At 64.5% G+C, this 26437-nt stretch carries 28 protein-coding genes and 3 tRNA genes; 23 read left to right on the top strand and 8 right to left on the bottom strand.

The genetic code is table 11. The annotated features are described in order from the left end of the window. Positions 1–117 precede the first annotated feature (117 nt). The 9 genes from U741_RS0115835 to U741_RS0115795 all read left to right on the top strand — a co-directional run bounded on the left by U741_RS0115835 (position 118) and on the right by U741_RS0115795 (position 7928). The gene (locus U741_RS0115835; RefSeq protein ID WP_029891420.1) at positions 118–876 is read left to right on the top strand and encodes a DUF4197 domain-containing protein; all 759 of its coding nucleotides are present in this window, start codon (positions 118–120) and stop codon (positions 874–876) included. Positions 877–958: 82 nt separating this feature from the next. Continuing rightward, complete coding sequence (locus U741_RS0115830) at positions 959–1552, top strand: TIGR04211 family SH3 domain-containing protein (protein ID WP_029891419.1); 594 nt, start codon at positions 959–961, stop codon at positions 1550–1552. A 52-nt stretch (positions 1553–1604) separates the two neighbouring features. Beyond that, positions 1605–3413: a M61 family metallopeptidase gene (locus tag U741_RS0115825; RefSeq protein WP_029891418.1), complete on the top strand. Its 1809-nt coding sequence runs from the start codon at positions 1605–1607 to the stop codon at positions 3411–3413. Between the two features lie 2 nt (positions 3414–3415). Then, on the top strand, positions 3416–4078 hold the full coding sequence (gene plsY, locus U741_RS0115820; protein ID WP_235200560.1) for a glycerol-3-phosphate 1-O-acyltransferase PlsY: 663 nt from the start codon (positions 3416–3418) through the stop codon (positions 4076–4078). Next, complete coding sequence (locus U741_RS0115815) at positions 4075–5037, top strand: biotin--[acetyl-CoA-carboxylase] ligase (protein WP_029891416.1); 963 nt, start codon at positions 4075–4077, stop codon at positions 5035–5037. The genes plsY and U741_RS0115815 overlap by 4 nt, the downstream gene beginning before the upstream one ends. Continuing rightward, the gene (locus U741_RS0115810) at positions 5034–5771 is read left to right on the top strand and encodes a type III pantothenate kinase (protein ID WP_161776259.1); all 738 of its coding nucleotides are present in this window, start codon (positions 5034–5036) and stop codon (positions 5769–5771) included. Before U741_RS0115815 ends, U741_RS0115810 begins: the two co-directional genes overlap by 4 nt. A gap of 21 nt (positions 5772–5792) precedes the next feature. After that, positions 5793–5867, top strand: a tRNA-Thr gene (locus U741_RS0115805). A gap of 206 nt (positions 5868–6073) precedes the next feature. Further along, positions 6074–7045 (top strand): diacylglycerol/lipid kinase family protein, encoded by a 972-nt coding sequence (locus U741_RS0115800; RefSeq protein ID WP_029891414.1) that lies wholly within the window; start codon positions 6074–6076, stop codon positions 7043–7045. 40 nt (positions 7046–7085) lie between these two features. Beyond that, positions 7086–7928 (top strand): metallophosphoesterase family protein, encoded by an 843-nt coding sequence (locus U741_RS0115795; protein ID WP_029891413.1) that lies wholly within the window; start codon positions 7086–7088, stop codon positions 7926–7928. A gap of 15 nt (positions 7929–7943) precedes the next feature. Here U741_RS0115795 and U741_RS0115790 read toward each other — a convergent pair. Then, positions 7944–8019, bottom strand: a tRNA-Arg gene (locus U741_RS0115790). Between the two features lie 185 nt (positions 8020–8204). Here U741_RS0115790 and U741_RS0115785 point away from each other — a divergent pair. From U741_RS0115785 to U741_RS0115775, 3 genes are all read left to right on the top strand, one after another. Beyond that, the gene (locus tag U741_RS0115785) at positions 8205–8462 is read left to right on the top strand and encodes a ComEA family DNA-binding protein (RefSeq protein ID WP_029891412.1); all 258 of its coding nucleotides are present in this window, start codon (positions 8205–8207) and stop codon (positions 8460–8462) included. Between the two features lie 95 nt (positions 8463–8557). After that, a tRNA-Arg gene (locus U741_RS0115780) sits at positions 8558–8634 on the top strand. 156 nt (positions 8635–8790) lie between these two features. Further along, on the top strand, positions 8791–10302 hold the full coding sequence (locus U741_RS0115775) for an acetyl-CoA acetyltransferase (RefSeq protein ID WP_052378898.1): 1512 nt from the start codon (positions 8791–8793) through the stop codon (positions 10300–10302). 68 nt (positions 10303–10370) lie between these two features. Here U741_RS0115775 and U741_RS0115770 read toward each other — a convergent pair whose 3' ends face one another. After that, on the bottom strand, positions 10371–11618 hold the full coding sequence (locus U741_RS0115770) for a hypothetical protein (RefSeq protein WP_029891410.1): 1248 nt from the start codon (positions 11616–11618) through the stop codon (positions 10371–10373). A 159-nt stretch (positions 11619–11777) separates the two neighbouring features. After that, positions 11778–12077 (bottom strand): metal-sensitive transcriptional regulator, encoded by a 300-nt coding sequence (locus tag U741_RS19865; protein ID WP_043110313.1) that lies wholly within the window; start codon positions 12075–12077, stop codon positions 11778–11780. A gap of 67 nt (positions 12078–12144) precedes the next feature. Here U741_RS19865 and U741_RS0115760 point away from each other — a divergent pair, with 67 nt between their 5' ends. From U741_RS0115760 to htpG, 4 genes are all read left to right on the top strand, one after another. Continuing rightward, positions 12145–12585 carry a YeeE/YedE family protein gene (locus tag U741_RS0115760; protein ID WP_029891408.1) on the top strand — a complete coding sequence of 147 codons (441 nt, stop codon included), beginning with the start codon at positions 12145–12147 and terminating at the stop codon, positions 12583–12585. A 1-nt stretch (position 12586) separates the two neighbouring features. Further along, entirely contained in the window at positions 12587–13000 is a 414-nt protein-coding gene (locus tag U741_RS0115755) for a DUF6691 family protein (RefSeq protein ID WP_029891407.1), read from the top strand. A 46-nt stretch (positions 13001–13046) separates the two neighbouring features. Continuing rightward, on the top strand, positions 13047–13511 hold the full coding sequence (locus tag U741_RS18040) for a protein tyrosine phosphatase family protein (RefSeq protein ID WP_052378897.1): 465 nt from the start codon (positions 13047–13049) through the stop codon (positions 13509–13511). Between the two features lie 99 nt (positions 13512–13610). Continuing rightward, positions 13611–15491 (top strand): molecular chaperone HtpG, encoded by a 1881-nt coding sequence (htpG, locus tag U741_RS0115745; RefSeq protein WP_043110311.1) that lies wholly within the window; start codon positions 13611–13613, stop codon positions 15489–15491. Here htpG and prmA read toward each other — a convergent pair. The 4 genes from prmA to ygfZ all read right to left on the bottom strand — a co-directional run bounded on the left by prmA (position 15480) and on the right by ygfZ (position 20269). After that, positions 15480–16370 (bottom strand): 50S ribosomal protein L11 methyltransferase, encoded by an 891-nt coding sequence (prmA, locus tag U741_RS0115740; protein ID WP_029891404.1) that lies wholly within the window; start codon positions 16368–16370, stop codon positions 15480–15482. The two genes, htpG and prmA, sit on opposite strands and share 12 nt — an antisense overlap. 54 nt (positions 16371–16424) lie before the next feature. Next, the gene (locus U741_RS0115735; RefSeq protein ID WP_029891403.1) at positions 16425–17807 is read right to left on the bottom strand and encodes a trypsin-like serine peptidase; all 1383 of its coding nucleotides are present in this window, start codon (positions 17805–17807) and stop codon (positions 16425–16427) included. A 70-nt stretch (positions 17808–17877) separates the two neighbouring features. After that, positions 17878–18765 carry a trypsin-like serine peptidase gene (locus tag U741_RS0115730; protein WP_494951207.1) on the bottom strand — a complete coding sequence of 296 codons (888 nt, stop codon included), beginning with the start codon at positions 18763–18765 and terminating at the stop codon, positions 17878–17880. Between the two features lie 559 nt (positions 18766–19324). Beyond that, a complete protein-coding gene (gene ygfZ / locus U741_RS0115725; protein WP_161776257.1) occupies positions 19325–20269 on the bottom strand; it encodes a CAF17-like 4Fe-4S cluster assembly/insertion protein YgfZ in 945 nt (314 codons plus the stop codon). Positions 20270–20295: 26 nt separating this feature from the next. Here ygfZ and U741_RS19585 point away from each other — a divergent pair, with 26 nt between their 5' ends. The 7 genes from U741_RS19585 to U741_RS0115690 all read left to right on the top strand — a co-directional run bounded on the left by U741_RS19585 (position 20296) and on the right by U741_RS0115690 (position 24798). Then, positions 20296–20538 (top strand): DUF1674 domain-containing protein, encoded by a 243-nt coding sequence (locus U741_RS19585; protein WP_235200542.1) that lies wholly within the window; start codon positions 20296–20298, stop codon positions 20536–20538. 60 nt (positions 20539–20598) lie between these two features. Then, on the top strand, positions 20599–21003 hold the full coding sequence (gene sdhC, locus U741_RS0115715; protein WP_029891400.1) for a succinate dehydrogenase, cytochrome b556 subunit: 405 nt from the start codon (positions 20599–20601) through the stop codon (positions 21001–21003). A 10-nt stretch (positions 21004–21013) separates the two neighbouring features. After that, positions 21014–21391: a succinate dehydrogenase, hydrophobic membrane anchor protein gene (sdhD, locus tag U741_RS0115710; protein ID WP_029891399.1), complete on the top strand. Its 378-nt coding sequence runs from the start codon at positions 21014–21016 to the stop codon at positions 21389–21391. 37 nt (positions 21392–21428) lie between these two features. Then, entirely contained in the window at positions 21429–23222 is a 1794-nt protein-coding gene (sdhA, locus tag U741_RS0115705) for a succinate dehydrogenase flavoprotein subunit (protein WP_029891398.1), read from the top strand. An 86-nt stretch (positions 23223–23308) separates the two neighbouring features. Then, positions 23309–24094, top strand: coding sequence for a succinate dehydrogenase iron-sulfur subunit (locus U741_RS0115700; protein ID WP_029891397.1), 786 nt, complete (start codon positions 23309–23311; stop codon positions 24092–24094). 64 nt (positions 24095–24158) lie between these two features. After that, on the top strand, positions 24159–24392 hold the full coding sequence (locus tag U741_RS0115695; RefSeq protein WP_029891396.1) for an FAD assembly factor SdhE: 234 nt from the start codon (positions 24159–24161) through the stop codon (positions 24390–24392). Positions 24393–24423: 31 nt separating this feature from the next. Then, on the top strand, positions 24424–24798 hold the full coding sequence (locus tag U741_RS0115690; protein WP_029891395.1) for a protein YgfX: 375 nt from the start codon (positions 24424–24426) through the stop codon (positions 24796–24798). Between the two features lie 17 nt (positions 24799–24815). On the opposite strand, the gene nadB is transcribed toward U741_RS0115690, so the two are convergent. Continuing rightward, a complete protein-coding gene (gene nadB / locus U741_RS0115685; RefSeq protein WP_029891394.1) occupies positions 24816–26411 on the bottom strand; it encodes an L-aspartate oxidase in 1596 nt (531 codons plus the stop codon). Positions 26412–26437: the final 26 nt, after the last annotated feature.

Below are 26437 nucleotides of genomic sequence, written 5' to 3'. Positions count from 1 at the left end.
GGGACAGGGCGCACAGGATACGCAACCGTTGTGGCGGTGGCCGGTCGTGGCGGTCAGCAGGGTCGCCGGGGGCTGGGTATGCTCGACGCCCTTTTTTCTGCGCCCGGATTCCCTGCCATGACGCTGTCTCGCCCCTTGTTCCTTGTGACCGCGCTGGCCCTGATGCTGGGGCATTCCACCGCACAGGCACAGGGTTGGCGCGACGTGATGCGCGGCATCTTCGGCGGCGCCACGCAGAACACTGAAACGGGCACCCTGCTGGAGACCGAAATCGTTTCCGCCCTGCGTGACGCGCTGGCGCAGGGGACCACCGCGGCCGTCAATGAGTTGGGGCGGCCGGGCGGCTTCTGGACCGACGCCGCGCGACGGATTCCGCCGCCGCCGCTGGTGGCCCGCAGCGAATCTGCTCTGCGTGCGATGGGAATGGGGGCGTCGGTGGAGGCGTTTCACCAAACCCTGAACAGCGCTGCAGAGCAGGCGGTGCCCCAAGCCGCCGACATTCTGGGTACGGCGGTACGCGAGATGAGCCTGGCTGACGCGCGCGGCATTCTCGACGGTGCGGACGACGCCGCAACACGCTATTTCGAACGGGTCGCCGGCCCGTCGCTTCGGGCGGCATTCATGCCCATCGTCAGCGATGCGACCGCACGGGTCGGCGTCACCCAGCAGTACCGGGCCATCACCCGGCAGGCCGGGGCATTGTTCTCGCTGGGCGGCACGCCCGCCGCGCTGGACCTGGACACCTATGTCACCGACCAGGCCCTGGTGGGACTTTTTTCGATGATGGCGGAAGAAGAGCAGCGCATTCGTGAGAACCCTGCCGCGCGCGGCACCGAAATCATGAAGCGCGTGTTCGGCTCCCGGTCAGGAAACTGAAGACATCATTAACGCGGTGCCAATGAAGGCACACGCCGCCCGTCGTTCGGGGCGTCTTTAATCAATATTCAAAATCTTTCCCATGCCCCTGATCTCCCGATGTGTTGCCGTTGCCGTGTTGATGTTGTCCGTTGTGTCGGGCGCCACGGCCGAAAATCGTTTTGTTTCAGATGTGATCAACCTGTCGATTCGCGAGCGCCCGGCCAACGATGCCGGCGTGATTGGCCAGGTTTCCAGTGGCGAGTCGGTTGAGGTGCTGGAAGCCCTCGGGCCGGAGAGCTTCACCCGCATTCGTGATGCCAATGGCCGGGAAGGCTGGGTGACCTCGCGCTATCTCACCACCGAGCCCGCCGCCCGTGTCCAACTGGCCAAGGCCGAGGCCGAGCTGGCGGAGTCGAATCGCGCCCTCACCGACTTGCAGCGCGACTTTGATGCGGCGCAATCGCGCCTCGCCGATGCCGCCTCGGCGCTGGAGCTGGCCGATGAAAACGAGCAACTGAAAAGCGTAATCGCCGAGCTACAAGACAACGAAGCACGGTTGATCGCCGAGGGCGAGGCCGACCGCGAGCGTCGCGCGCTGATGCTCACCGGTGCCGGCCTGGTCGGCGGCGGGGTGGTGCTGGGGCTGTTGTTGCCGGCTTTGGGTCGCCGCAAGCGGCGTTACGGCGAACTCTGAGCGCGGCCGGCTTACCATGGCCGCTGGTTTGCCCTGACGGCCCTGTTTCGCCATGTCGATTGCTTACACGATTTGCCCCGCCGATCCTCGCGGGCATTGGTTTGACGTTGCGCTGCGGTTCGAGGCGGCGGCGGGCGCCACGCTGAGCCTGCCCAGTTGGCTGCGTGGCAGCTATCGCATTCGCGACTTCGCCAAACACGTCAGCGACATGTCGGTGGTCGATGCGCAGGGGGCACCGTTGCCATGGCGGCGTCTCGACAAGCGCCGGGTGCAGATTGACGGCACCGGCAGCCCGGTCACCGTGGCCTATCGGGTCTATGCCTTCGATCCGTCGGTGCGCAAGGCGTTTCTCAGCACTGATCGCGGCTTTTTCAACCCCAGCTCGCTTTGCTACCGCGTTGATGCCGAGGCGCAGTCGCCGGTCGAGTTGACCCTGGTGGCCCCGGAGGATGCGGACTGCGCCGGTTGGCGGGTTGCCACGTCACTGCAGGCGGTGGCGGTTGATGCACGCGGCTTCGGCCGCTTCCGTGCAGATGACTATGAAGATCTGATCGACCACCCGGTTGAGCTCGGTGATTTTGAGCGCGTCGACTTCGACGTCAACGGCATGCCGCACGCGCTGGTGCTGGCCGGGCATGACGCCGTTGACACGGCGCGGGTGACGCGTGACTTGGCGCGCATCTGCACGGTTGAGCACGCGCTGTTTGACGATACGACGCCGCTGGATCGCTACCTTTTTCTGACCCAGGTCACCGCCGGCGGCTACGGCGGTCTGGAGCACCGCTATTCCACCGCCCTGGTGTGCGCGCGCGATGACCTTCCGCGCCCCAACGAGGCGGGCCTCAGCGACGGCTACCGCAATTTTCTGGGCCTGTGTTCGCACGAATATTTCCATCTGTGGAACGTCAAGCGGCTGGTGCCACAGGCCTTTGCCGAAAGCGACCTCGGCGACGAGGCCTACACGCGCGATCTGTGGCACTACGAAGGGGTCACCAGCTATTACGACGACCTTTTTCTGCTGCGCGCCGGGGTGGTCGAGGCTGCCGAGTATCTGGACCTGATCGCCCGCCAGGCGACCCGCGTCTGGCGCACGCCGGGCCGCCATCGCCACAGCCTTGCCGAATCGAGTTTCGAGGCGTGGACCAAGTTTTATCAGTCGGACGAATCAACCCCCAATCTCACAGTCAGCTACTACGGCAAGGGCGCGGTCTTTGCACTGGGACTCGACCTGCGCCTGCGGGTGCTCGGCACGACACTCGACGAAGCCATGAAGCGGCTGTGGAAGGGGTTTGGTGCAGTCAACCGGCCAGTGCCCGAGGGCGAATTGTCACGGGTGATCATTGCGCTGGCCGGTGAGGTCGGCGGCGAGGCTGGCGAGCAGGCGCTGCAGCACTATTTCGAGCGTGGACTGTACGGCACCGACGACCTGCCGCTGGCGCAGGATCTGGCGGTGTTCGGTGTCGAGGCGGCGTTGCGCGTCAACCGTGGCGCCGCCGATCGCGGGGGTCGCAACACTGGCAAGGCCGAGTCCAACTTCATCGGCCTGCGCACCAAGCCCGTCGATGGCGTCGTGCAGGTCACCGGCGTGGTGGCCGACGGCCCGGCCGAGCGTGCCGACCTGGCGGTGGGCGACCGCTTGGTGGCCATCAACGGCCGCCAGGTCAAGGCGGCCAAATTTGCGGCGCAATGTTCGGCGCTGGTGCCCGGCGAGCCGGTGACGGTGCATCGCTTCCGCGACGAGAGATTGATCAGTTCGGTGCTGACGCCGCAGCCGCCGGCGTCCGACACCTGGGCGTTCACGCTGGTTGCCGACCCCGCGCTCGAGGTGGCGGCGCGGCGCAAAGCCTGGCTGGGGGTCTGACGGTGCTCACGCTCACCGGCTTGTGGGCCGTCGGTGTGACGGCACTGCTGGCCTACGCGGTCGGGCTGGTGATGGGCGGCATGGTGATGACGGCCATCAAAGGCGGCGCCGATCTGCGCAGCACCGGCAGTGGCAATGTGGGCGCCACCAACGCCCTGCGCACGCGCGGCAAGGGCTTTGCCGCCGGGGTGTTGGCGATTGACGTCGCCAAAGGCGTCATCGCGGTGTGGGTGTTGCCGCCGCTGTTGACCGCCGACCCGACGCTAAGGGCCATGCTCGGTTTCGTGGCGGGCGCGGCCGTGACGGTCGGGCACTGTTACCCGCTGATCTATCGCTTCAAGGGCGGCAAGGGCGTGGCGACCCTGGCCGGGGTTTTTGCCGTCCTGCTGCCGGGCGCCCTGCCATTGATGCTGGGCGGTTTCGTGCTGGTGGTGATTCTCAGCGGTTACGTCAGCTTGGCGACGCTGATGGCCAGCGCGCTGGCGCTGCTGCACGTGGCCTGCTTCGGCGTGGACGGGTTGTGGTCGCTGCCTGGCGCGTTCGTGACAGCCATGGTCGCCCTCGTGGTGTGGAAGCACCGCAGCAACATCGCCAACCTGATCGCCGGTCGCGAGCACCGCTTCGACAAGGCGCGGCTTTTGCATCAATGGTTGCGGCGCCCATGACCCCCATCGCCCCCAGCGATGATCTGCTGTGGCTGATTGATCGCCTTGCCGACGGCGCCTGGCATTCCGGCGAAGCCTTGGCCGCCGAGGCCGGCATTAGCCGTGCTGCGCTGTCAAAGCGGGTGGCGCTGCTGCCACGCTTCGGATTGCAGGTGGGCGCACGCAGCGGTCTCGGCTATCAGTTGCAGACGCCGCTCGAGCCGTTGGCGCTGGATGACTTGACGCTGCCCCCCAGCTTGCAGGGCAGCATCGTCCGCGTCACCGAATCCACCAATGCCGACCTGTTGGCCGCCGACCCTGCGCAGGACCCGCAAGCCCGTTTTGCCGAGTTTCAGGTGGCCGGGCGGGGCCGCCGCGGCCGGGTCTGGCAGGCGCCTTACGGACAACAATTGATGATGTCGATGGCGTGGTCATTCGACTCGTGGCCAGACGATCTGGGCTGTTTGCCTTTGGCCGTCGGTGTCCGCCTCGCGCAGACCTTGCAGGGTCTGGGTGCCACAACCGTGCAGGTGAAATGGCCCAACGATCTGGTCGTGGGGGGGTGCAAGCTTGGCGGCATCTTGCTGGAGCATCGGGGTGAAATCGGCGGTGCCTGCCGCGTGGTGATCGGTCTGGGTGTCAACCTGCAGCGCTTTGCCGATGACCACGCGCCTGACCAGCCGTGGGTCAGCCTCGATCAGTTGGTGGCCACACCCTTGTCGCGCAACGCGGTGGCTGCAGCTGTCAGCGGGGCCCTGTTTACCCTGTTGGCGGATTATCCACAGACCGGCTTTGCCGCCTGTCGTGACGCCTGGCAGCGCGTCGACGCCAGCCACGGTCGCGCGGTGCGTATCGTGGGTGTCGAGCCCGGCATCGAAGGCATTGCGCAGGGTGTCGACGCCCGCGGCGCGTTGCAGGTGATGACGGTGGACGGGCTGCGCAGCGTCTTCAGCGGCGAGGTGTCGATGCGATGGGCATGACCGGTGACCTGTTGATCGACGTCGGCAACTCCCGCGTCAAATGGGTGTTAACCGAGCCAGGGTCTGACGACGCCATTCCCGAAGGCTGCGCCGCGGCACACGAGGGTGATGTCGAACGTGTTGTCGAAGCGCTGCCGAACGGTCGTCCGGCGCGCGTGGCGGTGTCACAGGTGCTGGGCCCTGAGGTTGGCGTCGCGCTGTGCGCAGCCCTTCAGGCGCGCTACGGCGTGACCCCGGTCATGGCGCGAGTGCGCAGCGAGTGCGCCGGCCTGCAGATTGCCTACGCCGACCCGATGCGCCTTGGTGTCGACCGCTGGCTGGCCATGCTCGCCGCCCGCAGACGTGCGCCCGCAGAGGCGGTCGTCATCGCCATGGCCGGCACGGCACTGACCCTAGACGTGGTCGACCGCGATGGACACCACCGGGGCGGGCTGATCGCGCCCGGATTTCAGACCGCACGGCAGGCGACGCTGGGCGCGACCCGTTTTGAACATCAGGCGGGGGGTGCCGAGCTTGCCGGTCTGGGCACCACCACAGAAGCCTGCGTGGCGGCTGGGGCGCGGTTGGCGTGTCTGGGTGCCCTGGACCGCGGCGCCGCGCTGGCGTCCGAGGGCGCGCGCAAATGGATCGCCGGCGGCGATGCGGCCCTGCTTGCGATCGATCTGCCTGGCTGGCAAACCCTGCCCAATCCCGTGCTGAGCGGGCTCATGGCAATGTTGGACTCGACTGACTAAACTGCGCCCGCGATGCAGCGCGCCGGATTAGCACAGTGGCAGTGCAGCGGTTTTGTAAACCGAAGGTCGGGGGTTCAAATCCCTCATCCGGCACCATAAAAAACAAGGGCTTGGCGATTCTGCGGCCTTGTTTATGCGCAGAAATCGCCCGTCTGGACAAGATTCTGGACAGGAATAAATCGCCCCGAGTGCGACGCGTCGCCTGATCGCATCAATTGGCTTGCAGTTCAGTCCGCATGCGGGTGAGCGGCCGCAGGCTGCGTCGCGGCCGGACAGGCCAGTCGCTCAAGGAGGCAAGGTTTATGCATCAATCGGTCAGCAGCGCGGCGCAACAGGCGGCCCGATCGGGTCCGTTGTTCGTCGTCCTTAACGGCGGCTCGGGCAGGGGCGGTGCCGACGAGCGGGTTGAAGTCTTGAGCCGCGTTTTTGAAGCCGCCGGGCGTACGTTCGAGTTTTTACCGGTGTCGTCACCCGATCACATCTCTGCGGTGGCCACCAAGGCGGTGCGGCGTGCCAAGGCCGAGAAAGGCGTGGTGGTGGCGGCCGGCGGCGACGGCACCCTTAACGCGGTCGCGCAGGCAGTCCTGGGCAGTGGTTGTCCGTATGGCGTTCTGCCGCAGGGCACTTTCAACTACTTCGGTCGCGCGCACGGCATCTCGCAGGACATCGAGGTGGCCGCCGAGGCGCTGCTGCGCGCCAGCGTCGAGCCCGTGCAGGTCGGGGTTGTCAACGGCCGGGTGTTTCTTGTCAACGGCAGCCTCGGCCTTTATCCGCGCCTGCTTGAGGACCGCGAGGCCTACAAGCAGCAGCTTGGGCGCAGCCGCTGGGTGGCACTGTTCTCGGGGCTGAAGACGTTGATGCACGAGCACCGTCGACTCGATCTGTTGATCGAAAATGGGGGCGACAAACAGAGGCTGCGCACGGCCACGCTGTTTGTGGGCAACAACGCGCTGCAGTTCGAGCGCCTGGGTATGGACGCTGCGGCCGAGGCCCTTGGGCGCGGCGAGTTGGCGGCCGTGGCGCTGCGCCCGATCGGCACGCTGCCGATGCTGGGACTGGCCTTGCGTGGGGTGCTGGGGCAACTGGGTGAGGCTGAGAACCTGACCCGTTTCACCTTTCGTCGCCTGAGCGTGAAGACCCGCCGGCCCCGGATGATGAAGGTCGCGACCGACGGTGAAATTTATCGGCTGAAGACCCCCCTGGTGTTTGAGGTGGCGTCTGATCCACTGTTGCTGCTGGTGCCGTGTGAGGCTGACCGGGTGGCAGTCGCGTGAGCGCGACACCGATCATCAACACCCGATTCGGGAGGCGTCGATGAGCCTGCTGTTGCAGATCTCCGACACCCACTTTGGCACCGAGCAGCCGCGCGTGGTCGAGGCGCTGGTGGCCCTCGCGCAGGCCTTGCAGCCCGATCTGGTCGTGCTTTCGGGGGACATTACCCAACGTGCCCGGCGGTCGGAGTTCGCATCGGCGCGCCGTTTTATGGCGCGTCTAGACGGGCCGCCGACCCTGGTGCTGCCGGGTAACCACGATATCCCCCTGTTCAACCTCGTGGCGCGCGTGGTGAACCCGTATGGCAATCATCGGCGCAGCTTCGGCACGCCGTTGGCGCCGGTGATCGAAACGCCCGAATGTTTGGTGATTGGCGTCAACACCACGCGGCCATGGCGACACAAAGACGGCGAGGTCTCGGCGGACCAAATCGAGCATGTCTCGCAGCGCCTGCGTGTGGCCCCGCCCGAACAACTGCGTATTGTCGTCACGCACCAGCCGCTGCACGTGCCCGATCAGCGCGATGCCCACAACCTTCTGCATGGTCATGAGGCTGCCGCACGCGCCTGGGCAGCCGCTGGTGCAGATGTGGTCATGGGCGGGCACATTCATCGGCCCTATGTCCGGTCGGTGCGAGATCGGTTTCCTGACTTGTTGCGCGAGCTTTGGTGCGTGCAGGCGGGCACCGCTGTTTCATCACGCATTCGTCAAGAGGCGCCCAATTCAGTCAACGTGCTGCAGTACGACGCCCGTCAGCGGCCGTCGCAATGTGAGGTGACGCGTTGGGACTACGCCGCGGGCGTCGACGAAGGATTTAAACCCGTTGAATCGACAACGATCACGCTTGACCGCGCGGGCCTCCCGTCCACCCGTGAGGAACCTTGAGACTTGACCGCCGTGTGGTGCCCCGAGCAGGAATCGAACCTGCGACCTACCGCTTAGGAGGCGGTCGCTCTATCCACTGAGCTACCGGGGCAATACGGGATGTGCTTTGGGCGCTGCGCCGGGCAAGTTTACCCCGGCGTGCGCCGGTATTTGACGACAGCGGTCATGGGGCAGTTCTGCCCAGGTCGCGGTCTCGGTGGCGCGACGAGCCAGGGTTGACACCCTCAAGACGCGGCGGCACTGTTCGGGTTCACTCATTGTGAAGGGGTAACAACCATGATCAAGTCATTAATGTTGGCAATCATCGGTTTGGGGTTCACCTTTGCGGCGTGGGCGGCCGCAGTCAACGTCAACAATGCATCGGCCGCCGAGCTGTCTGAGAACCTGTCTGGGGTCGGCGAAACCATCGCCGAGCGGATTATTGAGGCCCGAGAAAGCGGAGGCCCGTTCAAAGACGCCAACGACCTGCGGAGTCGCGTCAACGGCATCGGGCCTGCCACGATTGAAAAGAATCAGGAAAATTTGCAGTTCTAGTTCAGCCAATGGCTGAGCCTCAAGGCCGGTCGCCGAGTATGGCAACCGGCTTTTTTTGTGCCCACAACCCCAGGTTTCACTAGAATCCGCAAGACGCGCCCGTAGCTCAGCTGGATAGAGCATCCGCCTTCTAAGCGGACGGTCACTGGTTCGAATCCAGTCGGGCGCACCACCGCACGCGGATGACCAGACGGCTTTTGATCGCCGTCACTCGAGGTCATGAAGGGCGCCGTGTCCGGGAGCCGACGTCCCCCCGAAATTGAGTAGCGTTGTGGTTTAGAGCGCAAGCCCCTGCGGGTTCACAGCCCAAAACTAACTTTGGAGTGCCATGTCACTGCCCCTGGATCGTCAGCCTGTCATTGTCGGCGTTGGTGAAGTTGTCGACCGCCCCCCCGTGCCGTACGAGGGTCGCGCACCTTTGGAGCTGATGCTGGACGCGTTGCGCGACGCTGAGCGTGACGCAGGTGCGCCGCTGCTGCGACTCATCGACTCCCTCGACGTGGTGCGTGAAGTGTCTTGGCCTTATCGCGACCCGGCAGGCCTGTTGGCCGAGCAGCTGCAGATCAAGGTGGGCCATCAGCGTCATGGTGATGACGGTGGCGAGTCGCCGATTCGCTTTCTGCACGAGGCGGCACTGCGCATCGAGCGCGGTGAGGCTTGCGTGGCGGCAGTGGTCGGCGCCGAGGCGGGGCACACCACGGCCGCGGCCTGGAAGGCGGGCGTGCAACTGGCCTGGCCGCATCGTGACCCCGCAGCCAAGCTGCCCAATGGTCGGGATCTGGTCGGCCCGTTGGCGATTGCGCACGGCGCGATATTGCCGATGCAGGTCTATCCCTTCTTCGAAAACGCGGCGGTGGCCCACTGGGGGCAGACTCAGGCCGAGGGTATCGCCGAGAGTGCCGCATTGTGTAGCGGGCTCTCACGGGTGGCCGCGACCCAAGAAAATGCCTGGTCACGCGCGGTCGTCGATGCCGCGGTCGTCGCCACGCCCGGCGAGCGCAACCGGATGATCGCGTGGCCCTACACCAAGCGCATGGTGGCCAACCCCATGGTCAATCAGGGTGCCGCCTTTGTGCTGACCAGCCGCGCAAGGGCCCGGGCGCTGGGGATTGCTGACGACAAGATGATTCATGTCTGGGGCGGCGCACATGCCAACGAATGCCGCGACTATCTTCAGCGCGACGCTTATCACCAGTCATCGGCGCAAAGCGCGGTATTGGGAGCGGTGAAGCAACGCGCCGGTGTCGAGGGCGGCGGGTTTTCAGCGGTTGAGCTGTACAGCTGCTTCCCCTGTGTGCCGAAGATGACGCGGCGGCTGCTGGGTTTGTCGGCCGAGCATCCGGTCAGTGTGACCGGCGGGCTGAACTGTTTTGGCGCGCCGCTGAACAACTACATGGCGCACGCGACGGTGGCCATGGTCCGCCACTTGCGGACCCGCGATGACCCGCGACCGGGGCTGCTCTACGGACAAGGGGAGTACGTCACCAAGCACCACGCGGCCGTACTGGCGCGAGTGCCGGACGAAGGGCGCTTTGCCGGCACCGATCCCAGCGTGCAGACCGAGGCCGATCAGATGCGCGGGGCGGTGCCCGCACTGAGTCTCGACTTTGAGGGCGAGGCCGCAATCGAGACCTTCACCGTCCTGTACGGGCGCGATGGCCAACCCGAGCATGGTGTGGTGATTGCCAAAACGCCGGACGGCAAGCGCCTCATGGCGCGCGTGCCGGCCGCCGATCACGACACCCTGTCGGTGTTGCTGCGTGACGGTGCCAGTCCGGTGGGGACGGCGGGCGAAGTGCGTCGTTTGGACGCGAACCGGCTCAGCTGGTCGGTGGCTTGAAGGGGCCTGCGACAAGCCACGAAAAAGGCCACCCCACGGGGTGGCCTTGATTTGACTGAACCGTCGACTCATGTGCTAGGGCAAAGCAGATCACCGAGCAGGGGCAGGTTGATGCAGGGGGTGTCCCCGCTACCGCCCAGCAGGCCGCTCAGCACGCCGCTGATGACGTCAACGACTGGCGCCAGCGGGGTGTTGGTGAGCAGGTCGCCGGTGCTGCCCGATGCCACCGGATTGCTGCCGAACTCCAGCGCCAACAGGTCCTGAATGGGGCCGAGCACCGTGTCCCGCAGCGGCGCGAGGACGCTGTCCAGCAGGTTCAGTGAGGTGCCGCCGGTGATGGGGTTGCCACCGGCAATCAGGCCGGCCAGGGTGCTGCCGAAATCTCCGACCGCCAGCGCATTCAGATCACTGAGTGCGCCGGGTTGGCCGACGCCGCCCTCGAGACCGCCCAGTGGGATCAGCCTGGTGGTGAGGTTGCTGGCAATGCCGCTTAGCAGGGCAGTCAACGAGCTCTGCAGGCCGGTGGCATCAAAGGTGGTGAGGCTGGCAAACACCGACTCCAGATCGTCAAGCGCGCCGCCAACGGTCAACAGCACGCCGCTGACCACCGGCGCGTCCTGCACCTCGTCCGGCAACATGGCCAGGCTGGTCTGCAGCGTGGTGTTGAACTGCTGGTAAGCGCTGACCAGGCTGGCAACCGGCAGGTCGGTGGCTGGCGTGCTGCCGCCGGTGGCGTCGAGCAGCTGCGAGAGCGCCGGGCCAAGCGTGGCGCCGAGCGATTCAAAAGGCGTACCAGCCAGCGGGTTGTCACCGGACAGAAGCTGCTGTGCCGGTGATGATCCCTCCACGCTGTTGCCGAGGCTGGCACAAGTTGATCCCTGATCGTTCAGTGACAGCAACAGTTGCGTGGTGTCGAAAGCGATGGCCCGAACGCGCTGGGTGAGCAGGTCAGGGTCCAGCGTCTGGTCGAGCGACGTGAGGTCGGCCGGGTTGGCGCTCAGCGCCAATCCGCCGGCGAGCACGTCCACGGTGTCGAGAATCTTGTAGTTGACCAATTCGTTGGCGCAGTCGACCACGCCTTCAAGCGGCGTGCCGGCCAATGCGGAGGCCAGCGGCGCGAGCACCGCACTTTCGAGTTGGGTCTGTACTGGGTCAAGCGGCCCTGCGGCGCGCGCGACGGGGTCGCTTGTCGGGGTGCCGGGGTCTGCGGTCGCGCCGCTGCTCCCACCGCCACCGCAGGCGGCCAGGGACAGGGTTGCGACTGCGGTTGCCAGCATCAGTGTGCGGCGTGGTGAGGTGACATTTTTGAAGGTCATTGGTGGGCTCCATGCACGTGAAAGGAAGCCAACGCTAGGCGGCATTCAAGTAGGAGAAAACCTACATTGACCCGCCGGTGACGCCGGGCCGACAGGCGGTAAGTTATTGAGTCGTGCTCGACCGTTGGTCCGGCTGATCGTTGCCGCTCGCGGTTGTGTTCAGCCGAACTTCGAGAGCATTTGCGCCCAGACCATCCCCTCGCTGCGTGCATCTTCCAGCGTCTCGGCCTGGTCCAGTGTCGCCACCAGCCGGCAGCTCACCATCTCAAAGAAGCTGCGGTCGAGCGCTTTGCGTGCGGCTGCAAGCTGCTGGGCGATCTTGTTGCAATCGTGACCCTGCTCGACCATCTGCTGAATCCCGCGAATCTGGCCCTCGACGCGCTTGAGCCGGTTGACCAGTTGCCGACGTTGGGTGGCCTCAATCTCTGTTGATGCGGTGGAAGCAATGGACTGGGACATGTCGTGTCTTGTGCGAAAAATGAGAAATCAATATACTCTACCCAGTATCAACAATCAGGAATCATTGATGGACATATTGATTGACTACCCGGCTTGGGGTCGTGGTCTGGCTGGCGGCGTGATGATTGGCGTTTCGGCCCTGCTGCTGATGGCCTCACAGGGCAAGATCGCGGGCATCAGCGGCGTCGTGGGCGGGCTGCTACCAGCCGGTCAGGCGGACCAACGCGGCTGGCGATTGCGCTTCTTGCTCGGCTTGTTGGGCGGCGCACTGTTGGTGCAATGGATGACCGGACAACCGGTCACCACGGCGATTCCGGCCCCGCTGGGCCTCATGGTTCTTGCTGGACTGGTGGTCGGTGTCGGCACCCGCATGGGCAGCGGCTGCACCTCGGGCCACGGCGTGTGTGGTCTGGGCCGGCGCTCGCCGCGATCGCTGGTGGCGGTCATGGTGTTCATGGGCGTGGCGGTGGCCACCGTATTCGTCATGCGGCACGTGGTGGGAGCTTGAGATGAAATCAACGTTGATGGTGGTGTTGTCCGGTCTGTTATTCGGCGCAGGGTTGGCCGTGGCGGGCATGACCGAACCGACGCGAGTGCTCGGTTTTCTTGACCTGTTCGGCACTTGGGACCCAATACTTGCGTTTGTCATGGGGGGCGGCGTTGCCGTCACCATGCCGGGCTTCGCGCTGCTGATGCGACAGCCACGCCCATGGCACGCGCTGCGTTTCGATTGGCCGACACGACGTGACATCGATCCGCGGCTGGTCGGCGGCAGTGCGCTGTTTGGGCTGGGCTGGGGGCTGGCTGGTTTTTGCCCCGGGCCGGCCATCGCGGGGCTTGTGACCGGATCGATGGCAGTCGTGGCTTTCGTGTTGGCGATGTTGGCAGGCATGATGGCGCACGACCGATGGCTGCGCGCCTGAGGATTTTTTTCGGTTCGCCGAATCACTGTTCAACCTGGAAATTTACATGCCACCGATTGCCATTGAGAAGTTGAGTTTGCCCCAACAGGGTCACCCCCTGGCCAACGTGGTCACGGCGGGCCAGCCTGATGCGTCTGAGTTCTCGTCGATCAAGGCTGCGGGTGTTTCAAAGGTGATTAATCTGCGGCCCGCCGCGGAGGACGCCGGTTTCGATGAGGCTGCAGTGGTGACGGGCTTGGGCATGGACTATCAGGTGATTCCTGTGGCTGGCCCCGGCGATCTGTCGATGAACACCGCCAAGGCACTCGACAAGGCGCTTTATGAGGCGGGCGATGACGGTGTGTTGATTCACTGCGCGTCATCAAACCGGGTCGGCGCGCTCTTGGCGTTGCGTGCGGCGTGGTTGCAGGGCGCGTCGAACGAGGCTGCTCTGGCGCTCGGCGAAGCGGGGGGGCTGACCAAGATGATGCCGATGGTGCAGCAATTGCTGGCCCAGCCGCACAAGGACTGATCGCGCCGGGTGGGTCGCCGGCCAGCGGCCTCTTGAACGCGAATGCGCATGCCCCCATCACAGGGGGCATCGTGTTTTTGCGGACAAGAGGCCGTAACCATGAGTGCCGAAGCCGAAGTGAACGCCGTCCCGCAGACCCACAGTTTTCAGGCTGAAACCCGTCAGCTCTTGAAGCTGATGATTCACTCGATGTACTCCAACAAAGAGATCTTTCTTCGTGAACTGATCTCCAACGCCTCGGATGCCTGCGAGAAGCTGCGGTTTCTGGCGTTGCAGTCTCCGGAAACCCTGGGCGATGTCTCGGACCTGAAGGTCACACTCGTCGTCGACAAAGACGCGCGCACCTTGACGATTGCCGACAACGGCGTCGGCATGAACGAGCAGGACGTGCGCGAGAATCTCGGCACCATCGCCCGGTCCGGCACTCGGCAATTTCTGACCCAGCTCAGCGGTGACCAGAAAAAGGACAGCCAGCTCATCGGCCAGTTTGGCGTCGGCTTTTATTCGGCCTTTATCGTCGCCGACAAGGTCGAAGTGCTGACCCGCAAGGCCGGTGACGAGGCTGCCGTGCATTGGGTGTCCGACGGCGAGGGCGAGTTCACCGTCGCGGCTGCCGACAAGGCCGAACGTGGCACCGAGATCACCCTGCACCTGCGTGACGACGAGGCGGAATTTCTTGAGCCCAGCCGCATTGAGCACATCGTGCGGCGCTACTCCGATCACATTGGCTTGCCGATCAGCCTCGACGGCAACACCATCAACCAAGCCCGCGCGTTGTGGACGCGACCCAAGTCGGAACTCAAGGATGAGGACTATCAGCAGTTCTACCAGCACATCGCCCACGACTGGGAAGCACCGGCGGTGTGGGCGCACCACAAGGTCGAAGGCAACCTCGAATACACGTCACTTTTGTACATCCCAAAGCGTGCGCCGATGGACCTCTGGGATCGAGATCAGGCGCGTGGGCTGCAGCTTTACGTCAAGCGCGTTTTCATTCTCGACCGCGCCGCCGAGCTGCTGCCGTCGTACCTGCGCTTTGTCCGGGGGCTGGTTGATTCGGCCGACTTGCCGCTTAACGTGTCGCGCGAAATCCTGCAGGGCAACCGCACGGCCGGGAAGCTGAAAAGCGCGCTCACCAAGCGGGTGCTCGATCTGCTCGACGATCTGGCCAAGAACCGCCCGGATGATTACGCCGAATTCTGGAAAACCTTCGGCGCAGTGCTGAAGGAGGGCATCGTTGAAGACGCGCCCAACCAGGCGCGACTGGCGGGCTTGCTGCGTTTCGCCAGCACCACGTCCGGCGAGCGCCAGTCGGTCACCTTGGCCGACTATGTGGCACGCATGCCGGCCGAACAAACCTCAATCTACTTCCACTCGGCCGACTCGCTGGCGGCGGCGCGTAACAGCCCGCACCTTGAGGGTTTTCGCAAGAAGGGTTTCGAGGTCTTGTTGCTCACCGACCGGATCGATGAGTGGGTCACTGCCCACCTGAGCGAGTTCGACGGGCGCAAGCTGGTGTCGGTCGCGGCAGCGGCAGCCGATGTCGAGGGCGTGATCGAGACCGCCGACAAGGCCAAGTTAGATGGCGACTTCGCCGAGACCCTGCCCAAGCTGCAACAGGCACTTGACGGCCGAATTGCATCCGCGCGTCTGTCCAGCCGCCTGACCGAGTCCCCATCGTGTCTGGTGGCGGCCGAGCACGGCGTGTCGCGGCGCTTGGAAGAGATGCTGCGACAGGCCGGTGAGTCGGTGCCAACCTCGCTGCCAATCCTTGAAATCAATGCCGAGCACCCGCTGGTCGAGCGGCTCAAGGGCTGCAACGACGAGGCTGATTTTGCCGACCTGGCAGAGCTGCTCCTGGGCCAGGCGGTGCTCGCCGAGGGCGGACAGCTCAGCGACCCTTCGCGCTTCGTGAAAAGCCTGAATGCCTTGCTACTCGGTCGCGGCGGGCAGGGCGGTGGCGCCGGTCTAATTCTGTAGCCGCTGCCCGGCGATGCGTGTCCATCCGTCCTTGCTGACATCGGATTCGAAGGTCAGATAAGGCGCGTACACCTCGTGCAGGGCCTCGGCCTGGCGGTCGAGTAGCCCTGCCAGTACCAGCCGCCCGCCGGGCTTGAGGTGTTCGCAGAGCGTTGGCGCAAGCGTTTGCAAGGGCCCGGCGAGGATGTTGGCAAGCACGAAGTTGGCGGGCGCCGCGCTGAACGCCTCGGGCAGGCAGGTTTCGATGCGCGCAGCCACGCCGTTGGTCGCGGCGTTTTGTTGTGTCGCCGTCAGCGCCTGCGGGTCAATGTCGACACAGATCACCCGCTCGGCGCCCAGCAGTAACGCGGCGATGGCGAGGATGCCGCTGCCGCAGCCGTAGTCGATGACGGTTTTCCCGGCCAGATCCTGACCGTCCAGCCATTCCAGACACAGGGCAGTGGTCGGGTGGGTGCCGGTGCCAAAAGCCAGTCCAGGGTCGAGTGTCATGATCACGGCGTTGGCGTCAGCGGGGATCTGGCCCCGCTTTTCTTCTGGCGTGACCCAGAGGCGTCGCCCGAAGCGCAATGGCTCCCAGTGCACCAGCCAGGCGCGGACCCAGTCCCGGTCCTCAATCAACTCGGTGTCAATTTGCAGCGCGGCGCCATCGGGGACCAGGGTGCGCAGCACCGTCTCGACCTCGTCGACCTTCACCGTCGGATCAAACAGGCCCAGCACGACGGTCTGTGCCCAAAGCGGTGTTTCGCCGGGGCCAGGTTCCAGCACCGGGTCGTCTGCCGCGTCGATGAAGCTGACCGACAACGCCCCTGCGACCATCAGGGCCTCATCAACAAATTCAGGGTGCTGGCTCGGGTGAATGCGAAACTGCAGAAACGACATGGCGACGTGTTCGTGTGCGACCTGCGCGGGGTGGCGAGAATACCCGAGGCGAGGTCACGAACGACGGCGAATACCGCGCCGACACCAAGCCGCGATACCGAGCAGGAGCAATAACCCGCCGTCGAGACTCCCGCCACCACCTCCACTGGCCCCGCTGTTGCCGCGTCCGTCTGAAGAACGTGAGGTGCCGCCCGATACCGGGTCCAGCGCATTGCGAATCGCGGCGCTGTCGTCCCAGGCGGCAGCCAGCCTGCCAAAGAAATCGCTGCCATCCGGGTTGCTGCAGGCACTGGCGCCACCACTCAGCACGCCGACCAAGGCGCGGTTCTGGTTCCAAAGCCCGCTGCCGGAAGAGCCTCCTTCCGTAACGCCCCGGCGCCATTGCACCCGCCAGGCGTCGACGATGAAGCCGGAACATTGCCCGAGCAGGCCGACGCCGCTAATGCACTGCCTGTCAGTCGCGGTGGCGGCGGTGCTGTAAAGGCTGATCTTTTTCTGGTCTCCGGCGGGGTGATGAATGCTGACCCCCGAGGTGGGCGTTGCGGGTGCTGCTGACCACGCACCGAGCACGGCGCCAAAGCGGTTGGGCACGTCACTGCCGAGGACCACCAGGGTGGTGTCAGCACGGGCCGACTCGCCCAGCCAGGTGCTGCCACTGATCATGTCGCGCATGTCGTGCCCATCATCGCCGCCCCCACAATTTGAGCGCTGAAAGTTGAAGACCGTGTTCATGGACGCCGCGTTGTTCGGGGTGACGCCGCAATGCCGGGCAGTGATCAGCAGGGGGCGGCCATCGTTGGCCGTGTTGTTGAGCAGGGCGCCGCTGCACAGTGACCGGCTGAGGCCGTTGCCGACGGTGATGAGCACGGTGGCGCGCACCGGGTCGTTCCAGCTGTTGGCCTCCGGGCAGGCCACGTCAATGTTGCAGGCCCCCGAATCGCCGGCCGCTCGGGCTTGTACCCCGTAAATGCCGCGGTAGCCGTGGTAGACCAACTCAAGTGTCAGGCGGGCGTCGCTGGGCAGGGCGTCTGCCTCCCAGCGCAAGCTGGCCATGTCGCCCGGCACATCGGGTAACCATCGGGTTTCATTCGAGCCAGGCGTGATGTGATGGACCACCTCTGGCGCCGCCGAACGCCACTGCAGCGGTTGGTCGCTTGGCCAGTTCTGCAGGCTGATGCGCAACCCCAGGCTGTGCGCGCCCGCCGAGAAGACGGTGACACCCCCGCTGCCGACATCGATCCTTTCAAGTGAGGGCGTGAGGCCGACGGCGTAGCGCAATGGAAATTCAGCGGAAGCTTCGACGGCATCCCGACGCTCGGCGTCATCGGTGGTGGCCATGGGCAGCGAGAGCGAAAGACTGACGCCGGTGGATGTGAGCAGCAGGGCGCCCAGAACAAGCTTGAATGTGGCAGCCCAGGTCGGTTTGAGCAGTGACATGGTTCGTTCTCGTTGTGTTGCGCAGGTCTGAAGGTGCCCACATCGTCGAGGTTACGAAGAAAGGTCTGGATCAGATGACCGACATGACGACCTTTGACTCGATCGTGCCGCCCGCGGGAGCCGCTCTAACCCGTCGTCGAATCAGCGCGCCAAGCAGTAGCATCAGAGTGGCGAGACCGGTGCCCCCACCGCCACTGCCCCCTTCCATCGAGGGGGGTGTTGGCGAGGGGGTCGGGCCGATTGAATTCAGGTCTCGCCCGCTGGCCGAGCGCGCCGTTCCGTCCGTCACCGGATCGAGTGCATTGCGGATGGCGGAGCTCTCGTCCCAGGCAACCGGCAATCTGCCGTAGAAATCGTCGCCGGTCGGAGTGTCGCAACTGTGCGACCCGCCGCTCAGCACGCCGACCAGGCGCCGATCTTGGTCCCATAGACCACTGCCTGACGAACCCACTTGGGTCGTGCCACTGTTCCAGCGCACCCGCCACGCATCGACATTGAAGTCGCCGACGGTCACGTTGTCGCTGACGGTTGCCGGTGAGGTGAACAGACTGATTTTCTTCTGATCGCCGTCGGGGTGATGAATCCCGGCGCCGCTGGAGGCGGGCTGGGCCACGGCCGACCAGCCGCTGAAGTGCGGATCAAATGCGCTTGGAATCTCGCGGCTGAGCTCCAACAATGTCGTGTCGCCCGACACGGATTCCCCCAGCCATGTGCTGCTGCTGATGGTGTCGAGCGAAACCCCGTCATTTGCGCCACCGCAGACTGAACGCTGGTAGTTGAATGTGGCGATCACCGAATTGGCATTGCTGCGGGTGATGTCGCAGTGTCGGGCGGTGATGAGCAGCGGCCGGGCATCGTTGGCTGTGTTGTTGAGCACCGCACCGCTGCACAGCGTCCTGGCATCATTTTCTTCAACTGTCACCAGCACCGTTGATCGCACCGGCTGGTCCCAGTCGATTTCCTCACAGACCGCGTCAATGTTGCAGGTTTGAGCGCTGCCGAGCGCGCGCGCCTGGTGGCCATGGAACGCCCGATACCCGTGGAACACCCGCTCCAGCGTGAGCGTGGCCCCAGGGGGCAGATCGTCGCGCGCCCAGGTGAGCGTCGCCATGTCACCGGGAACGTCCGGCAGCCATTGGGTCTCGGCGCTGCGGGGTGTGATCAGGTGCGGGGCTTCCATGCTGTCGGATTGCCATGCCAGTGGCACATCCGCTGGCCACTGTTGCAGGCGAATTCGCAAGCCCAGGGACAGCGCGCCTGCTGAGAAAATGCTGACCCCGCCGGTCACGCCATCGAACGCGTTCAGCGAGGGGCTCAGCCCTACCGCGTAGCGCAGCGCATCGTCAGCCCGCGACGCGAGGGCGGTCGCGCGCGCTGATTCGGATGTCACCACCATCGGCAGGTTTTGGGCGCTTAAGCCCCCGGGGACGACGAGCGATAGTCCGATTGCCGCGCTTATGACCCAGTGACAAGATGATTCGGCATGGCGACGCATCGGCGAGACCTCGGGGTGGGGGTTATGAGTCGTTGACGGCCGGCGGGGCAAAATAATCTAACGAGGTCGCGGGTTGATCAGGCGCCAGGTGTAGATCGCCAGCGGCAAACGTACTTCCCTGGACCACAGCCAGCCAGTGACCTTGGCCAGAGATCACCACGGCGTCGATGACTTCGCCAGCCGTGCCGTCATCATCGGCACGCATGACCCGCTGACCGGGCATGGGCGCCAGCGCCGAGGTGCCCCGGACCAGAAAGCGTTTGGCTTGCCCGAGGTAGTGCAAGCGCGCAATCACCTCTTGCCCGGTGAAACAACCCTTGGTGAAGCTGATGCCGTCGAGGCGGTCGACGCCGGCGTGCTGGGCAATGAAGCGATCTTGTGTTTCCGGCGCCAGATTGGGGATGCCGGCTTGGATGTCGGCGAGGCGCCAAGCATCGCTCAGGTCCTGTCCCTCGCTGGGCGGCCCATCGGGCGACCAGATCACCACACGGCGAGGGTGGCCCGGTCGCGGCATGGCCAGGCGGCCGTCGGTCAGCACATGCCCGGTCGTGATGGGGGCTTGCGGGTCGAGCAGTGGCGCCACGACCTCGTGCAACTGGGCGGGCAGGGCGTCAGCCGGCGGGATGCCGATTACGCCGATGGCGGTAGCGGCTTCCATCACCTCAATGCGCACGTCACTGCGCAGGACGAACATTTTCAGCCGCCGGTTGGCCGACTCGGCCAGGCTTTGGGGCAGGTCAAACCACCAGGTCTCAGGCGCCACGCGCATCAGAAACCCGGTGGCCAACATCCGGCCTTTGGGGCTGTTCAGCGAGGTGAATTGCTGCTGGCCAATGGCCAAGGCGGCCACATCATTGCTCAGTTGGCCTTGCAGCAGACGCTCGGCGTCAGCGCCCTCCATGCGAATCAGCGCGCGCTGAACAAGGTTGCCGACACCCCTTTTTACGTCTGGAACATTGCGAGTCATGCCCGAGATTGTCACAATCCGCGCCCGTGAAGCCAACCGCCATTCCGTCCAACGCATCACCCTCCGCTCCCCGGCCCGCACAACGCGATGCCGATGTGGTCCGGTTGGAGGATTTGTTGACGCCGCCGACGCCAGCCCCTTCGCCGGCCGTCAAGGTCTGGAACCCGGACGCCGAGAACAAGGTCAGAGAAATCGGCGGTCGCCAGAATGGTTTGGACCCGACCCGCTACGGGGACTGGGAAAAGAACGGCCGCTGCATTGATTTTTAGATCGGCTTATTGCGTCGGGGTGCGCCTTGGTGTGCCCGTGTCTATTACAGGGAGCATTCGATGAGTTCACCCAAGTCAGGGCCGCAGGCAAGACCGCTGTCACCCTTCATGCTGGGGCAGTACTACCGGTTTCAATTGACCTCGGTGTTGTCGTTTGCCCATCGCATCACCGGGCTGGGCCTGACCTTCGGCACCTTGCTGATCGCCGGTTGGCTGATCGCGCTGGCCAGCGGCCCCGAACCCTATGCCGCCTTCGCCGCGCATCTGACGGCCTGGTACGGGCAGGCGCTGCTGTTCGCATGGAGTTGGGCCTTTATGTATCACCTGTGCAATGGCATTCGGCATCTGGTGTGGGACGCAGGTTATGCCCTCGAACTTGATGCGGCCTACACCAGTGGTTATGTCGCGGTGGCGGCGTCCTTCATTGTCACGGCCTTGATCTGGGTCGTGGCGTACTTCGCTTAAGGAATCGGCCATGAGCTTGCGTTCACCGTTGTCACGCGCCAAAGGTCTGGGTTCGGCCAAGACCGGGGTGCATCACTTCTGGATGCAGCGGGTTTCCGCCATCGCGCTGGTGCCGCTGACCCTTTGGTTTGTCTTTTCGATTGCACGACTGGCCGGCGGTGATTACGCCAGTGTGCAGAACTGGGTTTCGGCGCCCAGCGTTGCCGTGGTCTTGATCCTGTTTTTGGTGGCCACGCTGTATCACTCGATGTTGGGCGTGCAGACCATCGTTGAAGACTACGTGGGCCATGAAGGCGCGCGCATCGGCGTGCTACTGCTGTCTAAGTTCGCACACGCGGCGGTCGCCGCTGCCACCATTTTTGCCGTTCTGAAAGTCGCGCTGGCCTGAGGCCGGCTGCCCACAGAGATTGCTCGAGAGACCGTTTATGGCTGCTTACGAAATTGTTCACCATGAGTACGACGCGGTTGTCGTGGGTGCTGGCGGCTCAGGCTTGCGTGCCACGCTAGGGATGGCCGAGTCGGGCCTCAAGACTGCGAACATCACCAAAGTATTCCCGACCCGCTCGCACACCGTGGCGGCGCAGGGCGGCATCTCGGCGGCGCTGGCCAACATGGGCAAGGACGACTGGCGTTGGCACTTCTACGACACGGTGAAGGGCTCCGACTGGCTCGGTGACCAGGACGCCATCCAGTACATGACGCGCGAAGCCATTCCCGCCGTCATCGAGTTGGAACACTACGGCGTGCCGTTTAGCCGCACGCCGGAAGGCACGATTTATCAGCGTCCCTTCGGCGGCATGACCACTGATTTCGGCAAAGGCCCGCCTGCGCAGCGCACCTGCGCCGCCGCCGACCGCACCGGTCACGCGATGCTGCACACGCTGTACCAGCAGTCGCTCAAGTGCAAAGCGCAGTTCTATATCGAATTCTTTGCGCTCGACCTGCTGATGGACGATCAGGGTCAGTGCTGTGGCGTGCTGGCGCTGGAAATGGCCACCGGCAAGATTCACCGCTTTCGCAGCCACATGACCATTCTGGCCACCGGCGGATACGGACGCGCCTACTTCTCGGCCACTTCGGCGCATACCTGCACCGGTGACGGTAACGCGATGGTGCAGCGAGCCGGCTTGCCACTGCAGGACATGGAGTTCGTGCAGTTCCACCCCACGGGCATTTACGGCGCGGGCTGCCTGATCACCGAGGGTGCGCGCGGCGAAGGCGGTTATCTGACCAACAAGGACGGCGAGCGCTTCATGGAGCGCTACGCCCCCAGCGTGAAGGACCTTGCGCCGCGTGACATGGTGAGCCGCTCGATGGCCACCGAGATTCGCGATGGCCGCGGGGTCGGTGATGAGGCTGATCACATTCACTTGCACCTTGAACATCTCGGCCCTGAAGTGCTGCACAAGCGCCTGCCGGGCATCACCGAGTCGGCGCAGATCTTTGCCGGCGTCGACGCCACCAAAGAACCGATCCCTGTCGTGCCGACCGTGCACTACAACATGGGCGGTATTCCGGCCCTGTACACCGGCGAAGTGGTCACCCTCAAGGACGGCAATCCCGACAGCGTTGTCCCCGGCTTGATGGCGGTGGGTGAGGCGGCCTGCGTGTCGGTACACGGCGCCAACCGGCTGGGCTCGAACTCATTGCTCGACCTGGTGGTGTTTGGCCGCGCTGCCGCCATTCGCACCGCGCAGATCGTCAAGTCCGGGCGGTCGCACAAGCGGATATCCAGTCGCTCCGAAGACGCGTCGCTGGCGCGTCTCGAAAAACTGCGGAATTCGAAAGGTGGCACGCCGACCGCTGCGCTGCGTCTCGACATGCAGAAGACCATGCAGAAGCACTGCGCGGTGTTCCGCGACGGCCCGCTGATGCAGGAGGGCATCGACAAGCTCAAGGGCATCATCGACGGCTTCGACAATGACCTGCAGGTCACCGACCGTTCGCTGATCTGGAATACCGACCTGATGGAAACCCTCGAGCTTGAGAACCTGCTCGGTCAGGCTCTGGTGACCATCGTCGGCGCCGACAATCGCCAGGAATCACGCGGTGCGCATGCCCGGGATGACCTCAAGGATCGCGACGATCAGCAGTGGCTCAAGCACACCGTGGCATGGCGCAGTGACCGTAGCGAGGTCAAAATTGATTACCGACCGGTGCACATGCAGCCGATGGACGCCGACGTCGACCACATCCCGCCGATGGCGCGTAAATACTGATTTCGTGAGGCGCCAGGCGTGAGGCGTGGGGCCCGACAGCCTCTTCCCCTCACGTCTTACCCCTCACTCCTCACGGAGCATCGAACATGGCCCAGTTTTCACTTCCGCAGAACTCGAAGATCAACAAGTCGGCCGGCAAGCATTTTCCGGCGCCCAGCGGCGCCAAGAATGTGCAGACCTTTAAGGTCTATCGCTACGACCCCGACACCGGCGCCAACCCGCGTGTCGACGTCTACGACATCGACATGGACGCCTGCGGGCCGATGGTTCTCGATGCCTTGATCAAGATCAAGAACGAGACTGACGCCACCTTGACCTTCCGTCGCTCATGCCGCGAGGGCATCTGTGGCTCGTGCGCGATGAACATTGACGGCGGCAACACACTGGCCTGCACCAAGCCGTGCAGCGAAGTGAAGGGCGACATCTCGATCTACCCGTTGCCGCACCTGCCCGTGGTCAAGGATCTGGTGCCGGATCTCACCCACTTCTATGCCCAGCTGGCGTCAATCGAGCCGTGGCTGAAGTCTGATACCGCCGCCCCCACGCGCGAACGTCTTCAGAGCGAGGAAGACCGCGCCAAGCTCGACGGCCTGTACGAGTGCATTCTCTGTGCCTGCTGCTCCACCAGTTGCCCGAGCTACTGGTGGAACGGTGACCGCTACCTGGGTCCAGCCGTGTTGATGCAGGCTTATCGCTGGCTGGTGGACTCGCGTGATGAAGCCACTGGTGAGCGTCTTGATGCGCTTGAGGACCCGTTCAAGCTCTATCGCTGCCACACCATCATGAATTGCGCCAAGACCTGCCCCAAAGGTCTGAACCCGGCCAAGGCGATCGCCGAAGTCAAGAAGATGATTGTCGAACGCGCGGTCTGAAATCGCCCGTCCCGACCCCCAAGGCGGCCCGCGTGGCCGCCTTTTGTTTGCTGGAGACGCTGTCATGGACGCCGCGAGACTGACCTGGTTGCTGCGCCGCGGGATGAAGGAGCTGGACGTGATGGCGACGCGTTATCACGCTGATCGTTACCCGCAAGCCCCGGCCACTGAACGACGGGCCTTTGAACGACTGCTGTCAGACGTTGAAGACCCGGACATCTGGGCGTGGACCATGGGGTATGCCGAAACCCCAGAGGAGTACCGGGATGTCGTCCGGGAATTTCGAATCTTCCGTTGAGCTCGTCCTGCGTCCATCGCGTGGCGCACTGATGATGGCGCTATGGGTGCACGCCCTGCCGGCGGCGCTGCTGCCGTTCACAGGGCTTGCGCCGCCGTGGATGATGGGTCTCGCCGGGCTGATTGCGCTGTCGTGGATCGCTTTGCGGCACCACCCCGCGCTGGGTTTTGGCAAGCGCGCCATTACCCGCGTGCGCTGGGACGCCGAAGGCCAGTGGTTTATCTGGCGAGGGGGGAAGCGTATCGAAGCCGAGCTGTTGGACGAAAGCGTGGTCCACCCGAAGATGGTGGTCCTGCGGTTCCGCATCGAAAAGCACAAGCGCCTGACGCGGCTGCTGACGGGCGACGAAATGACGCCGGGTAACTTTCGTCGGCTCAAGGCGCGGTTGTCTTTGCCCCGCCGCTGACTGATGGTCGGCCGGCGTTACCGGCTACGACCGGGGAGGATGGTCGGTGTGGCAACCGCCACGGTTTCGGGGTGATCGAGGTTGTAGTGCAGGCCGCGGCTTTCGTCGCGCTGCATCGCCGAGCGCACGATCAGCTCTGCGACGACGACCAGGTTGCGCAGCTCCAACAGGTCGGGCCCGACCCTGAAGTTGACGTAGTAGTCGGCGATCTCATCGGCCAACATGCGCACGCGATGCAACGCGCGTTCAAGCCGCTTGTTGGTGCGCACGATGCCGACGTAGTCCCACATGAAGGTCCGCAGCTCCAGCCAGTTGTGGGCCACCACGACCTCTTCGTCCGAGTCGGTGACCTGACTGTCATCCCAGCTTGGCAGCGGGTACTTGGCGGTTGGCGGGGGCGGCTGAGACAGGATGTGCTGGGCCGCCGATTCGCCAAAGACCAGGCATTCGAGCAGTGAGTTGGACGCCAGTCGATTGGCGCCGTGTAGCCCGGTGTAGGCGACCTCGCCGATGGCATAAAGGCCGGCAAGATCGGTTTGCCCGTCGAGGTTGGTGATCACCCCGCCGCAGGTGAAATGGGCCGATGGCACCACCGGAATCGGTGCTCGCGTGATGTCCAGCCCCAGCGTCAGGCACTCCCGGTAAATGCTTGGAAAGTGATGCTGGATGAAGGCCTCGGACTGGTGGCGAATGTCGAGGTAGACGTACTTCAGCCCCAGCCGTTTCATCTCGTGGTCGATGGCGCGCGCCACGACATCGCGCGGCGCCAGCTCGCCGCGACTGTCGAAGCGCGGCATGAAGCGCTCGCCGGGGGTATTGTCCTCGTCAGGCAGGCGCAGAGTCGCGCCCTCGCCGCGAAGCGCTTCGCTGATCAGGAAGTTTCGCCGGTCGGGGTGATAGAGGGTGGTCGGGTGAAACTGCATGAATTCCATGTTGGCGACGCGGCAACCGGCCCGCCAGGCCATGGCGATGCCGTCGCCCGAGGCGCCATTCGGATTACTGGAATACAGGTACACCTGGTTGGCACCGCCGGTGGCCAGCACCACTGCGCTCGCACCTTGCGAGTGGACCTTACCGTTGTCGATGTCGAGCAGGTAGGCGCCCCGGATGCGGCCGGTCGCCGGGTCTTTGATCAGGTCGACGGCCACATGGTGCTCGAGGGCGGTGATCAGCGGATGCTGCTCGACCAGGGAGCACAAGGTGGTTTCCACGGCCAGACCCGTGGCATCAGCGGCATGGACGATCCGACGATGCGAGTGCCCGCCTTCCCGGGTTAGATGTAGGCGGCGTCGCGGGTCGGCTTCGTCAATCGAGAATTGAACCCCGCGCGCCATCAACCAGCGGATACAACGCGCGCCGCGCGTCACGGTGAAGCGCACGGCCTCGGCGTCGCATAACCCTGCGCCGGCCGCGTGGGTGTCGCGGATGTGATTTTCCAGCGAATCTTCAGCATCTAGGACCGCAGAGATCCCGCCCTGGGCCCACAGCGTGCTGCCGCCGGCCAGCGGCCCCTTGGACACCACGCAGACCTTTTGCCCGCCCTCTGCGAGACGCAGGGCGCAGCTCAGACCGGCCGCACCGCTACCAATGACGAGAACCGCTGGCTCCTGCATTGCCTGCCTTTCAGTACACTAAGAGG

The organism is Polycyclovorans algicola TG408, assembly GCF_000711245.1.
GTDB classification, from domain to species: domain Bacteria; phylum Pseudomonadota; class Gammaproteobacteria; order Nevskiales; family Nevskiaceae; genus Polycyclovorans; species Polycyclovorans algicola.
Note: the sequence above shows the minus strand (reverse complement) of the source record. Positions and strands in the feature narration are given on the sequence as shown.

Coding starts and splice junctions, on each gene's coding strand:
- U741_RS0115795 (WP_029891413.1), top strand. CDS start 7,086: ATGAGCCTGCTGTTGCAGATCTCCGACACCCACTTTGGCACCGAGCAG.
- U741_RS0115770 (WP_029891410.1), bottom strand. CDS start 11,618: ATGACCTTCAAAAATGTCACCTCACCACGCCGCACACTGATGCTGGCA.
- U741_RS0115815 (WP_029891416.1), top strand. CDS start 4,075: ATGACCCCCATCGCCCCCAGCGATGATCTGCTGTGGCTGATTGATCGC.
- sdhA (WP_029891398.1), top strand. CDS start 21,429: ATGGCTGCTTACGAAATTGTTCACCATGAGTACGACGCGGTTGTCGTG.
- U741_RS0115825 (WP_029891418.1), top strand. CDS start 1,605: ATGTCGATTGCTTACACGATTTGCCCCGCCGATCCTCGCGGGCATTGG.
- U741_RS0115735 (WP_029891403.1), bottom strand. CDS start 17,807: ATGTCACTGCTCAAACCGACCTGGGCTGCCACATTCAAGCTTGTTCTG.
- prmA (WP_029891404.1), bottom strand. CDS start 16,370: ATGTCGTTTCTGCAGTTTCGCATTCACCCGAGCCAGCACCCTGAATTT.
- sdhC (WP_029891400.1), top strand. CDS start 20,599: ATGAGTTCACCCAAGTCAGGGCCGCAGGCAAGACCGCTGTCACCCTTC.
- ygfZ (WP_161776257.1), bottom strand. CDS start 20,269: ATGACTCGCAATGTTCCAGACGTAAAAAGGGGTGTCGGCAACCTTGTT.
- U741_RS18040 (WP_052378897.1), top strand. CDS start 13,047: ATGCCACCGATTGCCATTGAGAAGTTGAGTTTGCCCCAACAGGGTCAC.
- U741_RS0115830 (WP_029891419.1), top strand. CDS start 959: ATGCCCCTGATCTCCCGATGTGTTGCCGTTGCCGTGTTGATGTTGTCC.
- sdhD (WP_029891399.1), top strand. CDS start 21,014: ATGAGCTTGCGTTCACCGTTGTCACGCGCCAAAGGTCTGGGTTCGGCC.
- U741_RS0115700 (WP_029891397.1), top strand. CDS start 23,309: ATGGCCCAGTTTTCACTTCCGCAGAACTCGAAGATCAACAAGTCGGCC.
- U741_RS0115810 (WP_161776259.1), top strand. CDS start 5,034: ATGACCGGTGACCTGTTGATCGACGTCGGCAACTCCCGCGTCAAATGG.
- U741_RS19865 (WP_043110313.1), bottom strand. CDS start 12,077: ATGTCCCAGTCCATTGCTTCCACCGCATCAACAGAGATTGAGGCCACC.
- U741_RS0115695 (WP_029891396.1), top strand. CDS start 24,159: ATGGACGCCGCGAGACTGACCTGGTTGCTGCGCCGCGGGATGAAGGAG.
- nadB (WP_029891394.1), bottom strand. CDS start 26,411: ATGCAGGAGCCAGCGGTTCTCGTCATTGGTAGCGGTGCGGCCGGTCTG.
- U741_RS0115785 (WP_029891412.1), top strand. CDS start 8,205: ATGATCAAGTCATTAATGTTGGCAATCATCGGTTTGGGGTTCACCTTT.
- U741_RS0115755 (WP_029891407.1), top strand. CDS start 12,587: ATGAAATCAACGTTGATGGTGGTGTTGTCCGGTCTGTTATTCGGCGCA.
- U741_RS0115775 (WP_052378898.1), top strand. CDS start 8,791: ATGTCACTGCCCCTGGATCGTCAGCCTGTCATTGTCGGCGTTGGTGAA.
- U741_RS0115690 (WP_029891395.1), top strand. CDS start 24,424: ATGATGGCGCTATGGGTGCACGCCCTGCCGGCGGCGCTGCTGCCGTTC.
- U741_RS0115800 (WP_029891414.1), top strand. CDS start 6,074: ATGCATCAATCGGTCAGCAGCGCGGCGCAACAGGCGGCCCGATCGGGT.
- htpG (WP_043110311.1), top strand. CDS start 13,611: ATGAGTGCCGAAGCCGAAGTGAACGCCGTCCCGCAGACCCACAGTTTT.
- U741_RS0115760 (WP_029891408.1), top strand. CDS start 12,145: ATGGACATATTGATTGACTACCCGGCTTGGGGTCGTGGTCTGGCTGGC.
- U741_RS0115835 (WP_029891420.1), top strand. CDS start 118: ATGACGCTGTCTCGCCCCTTGTTCCTTGTGACCGCGCTGGCCCTGATG.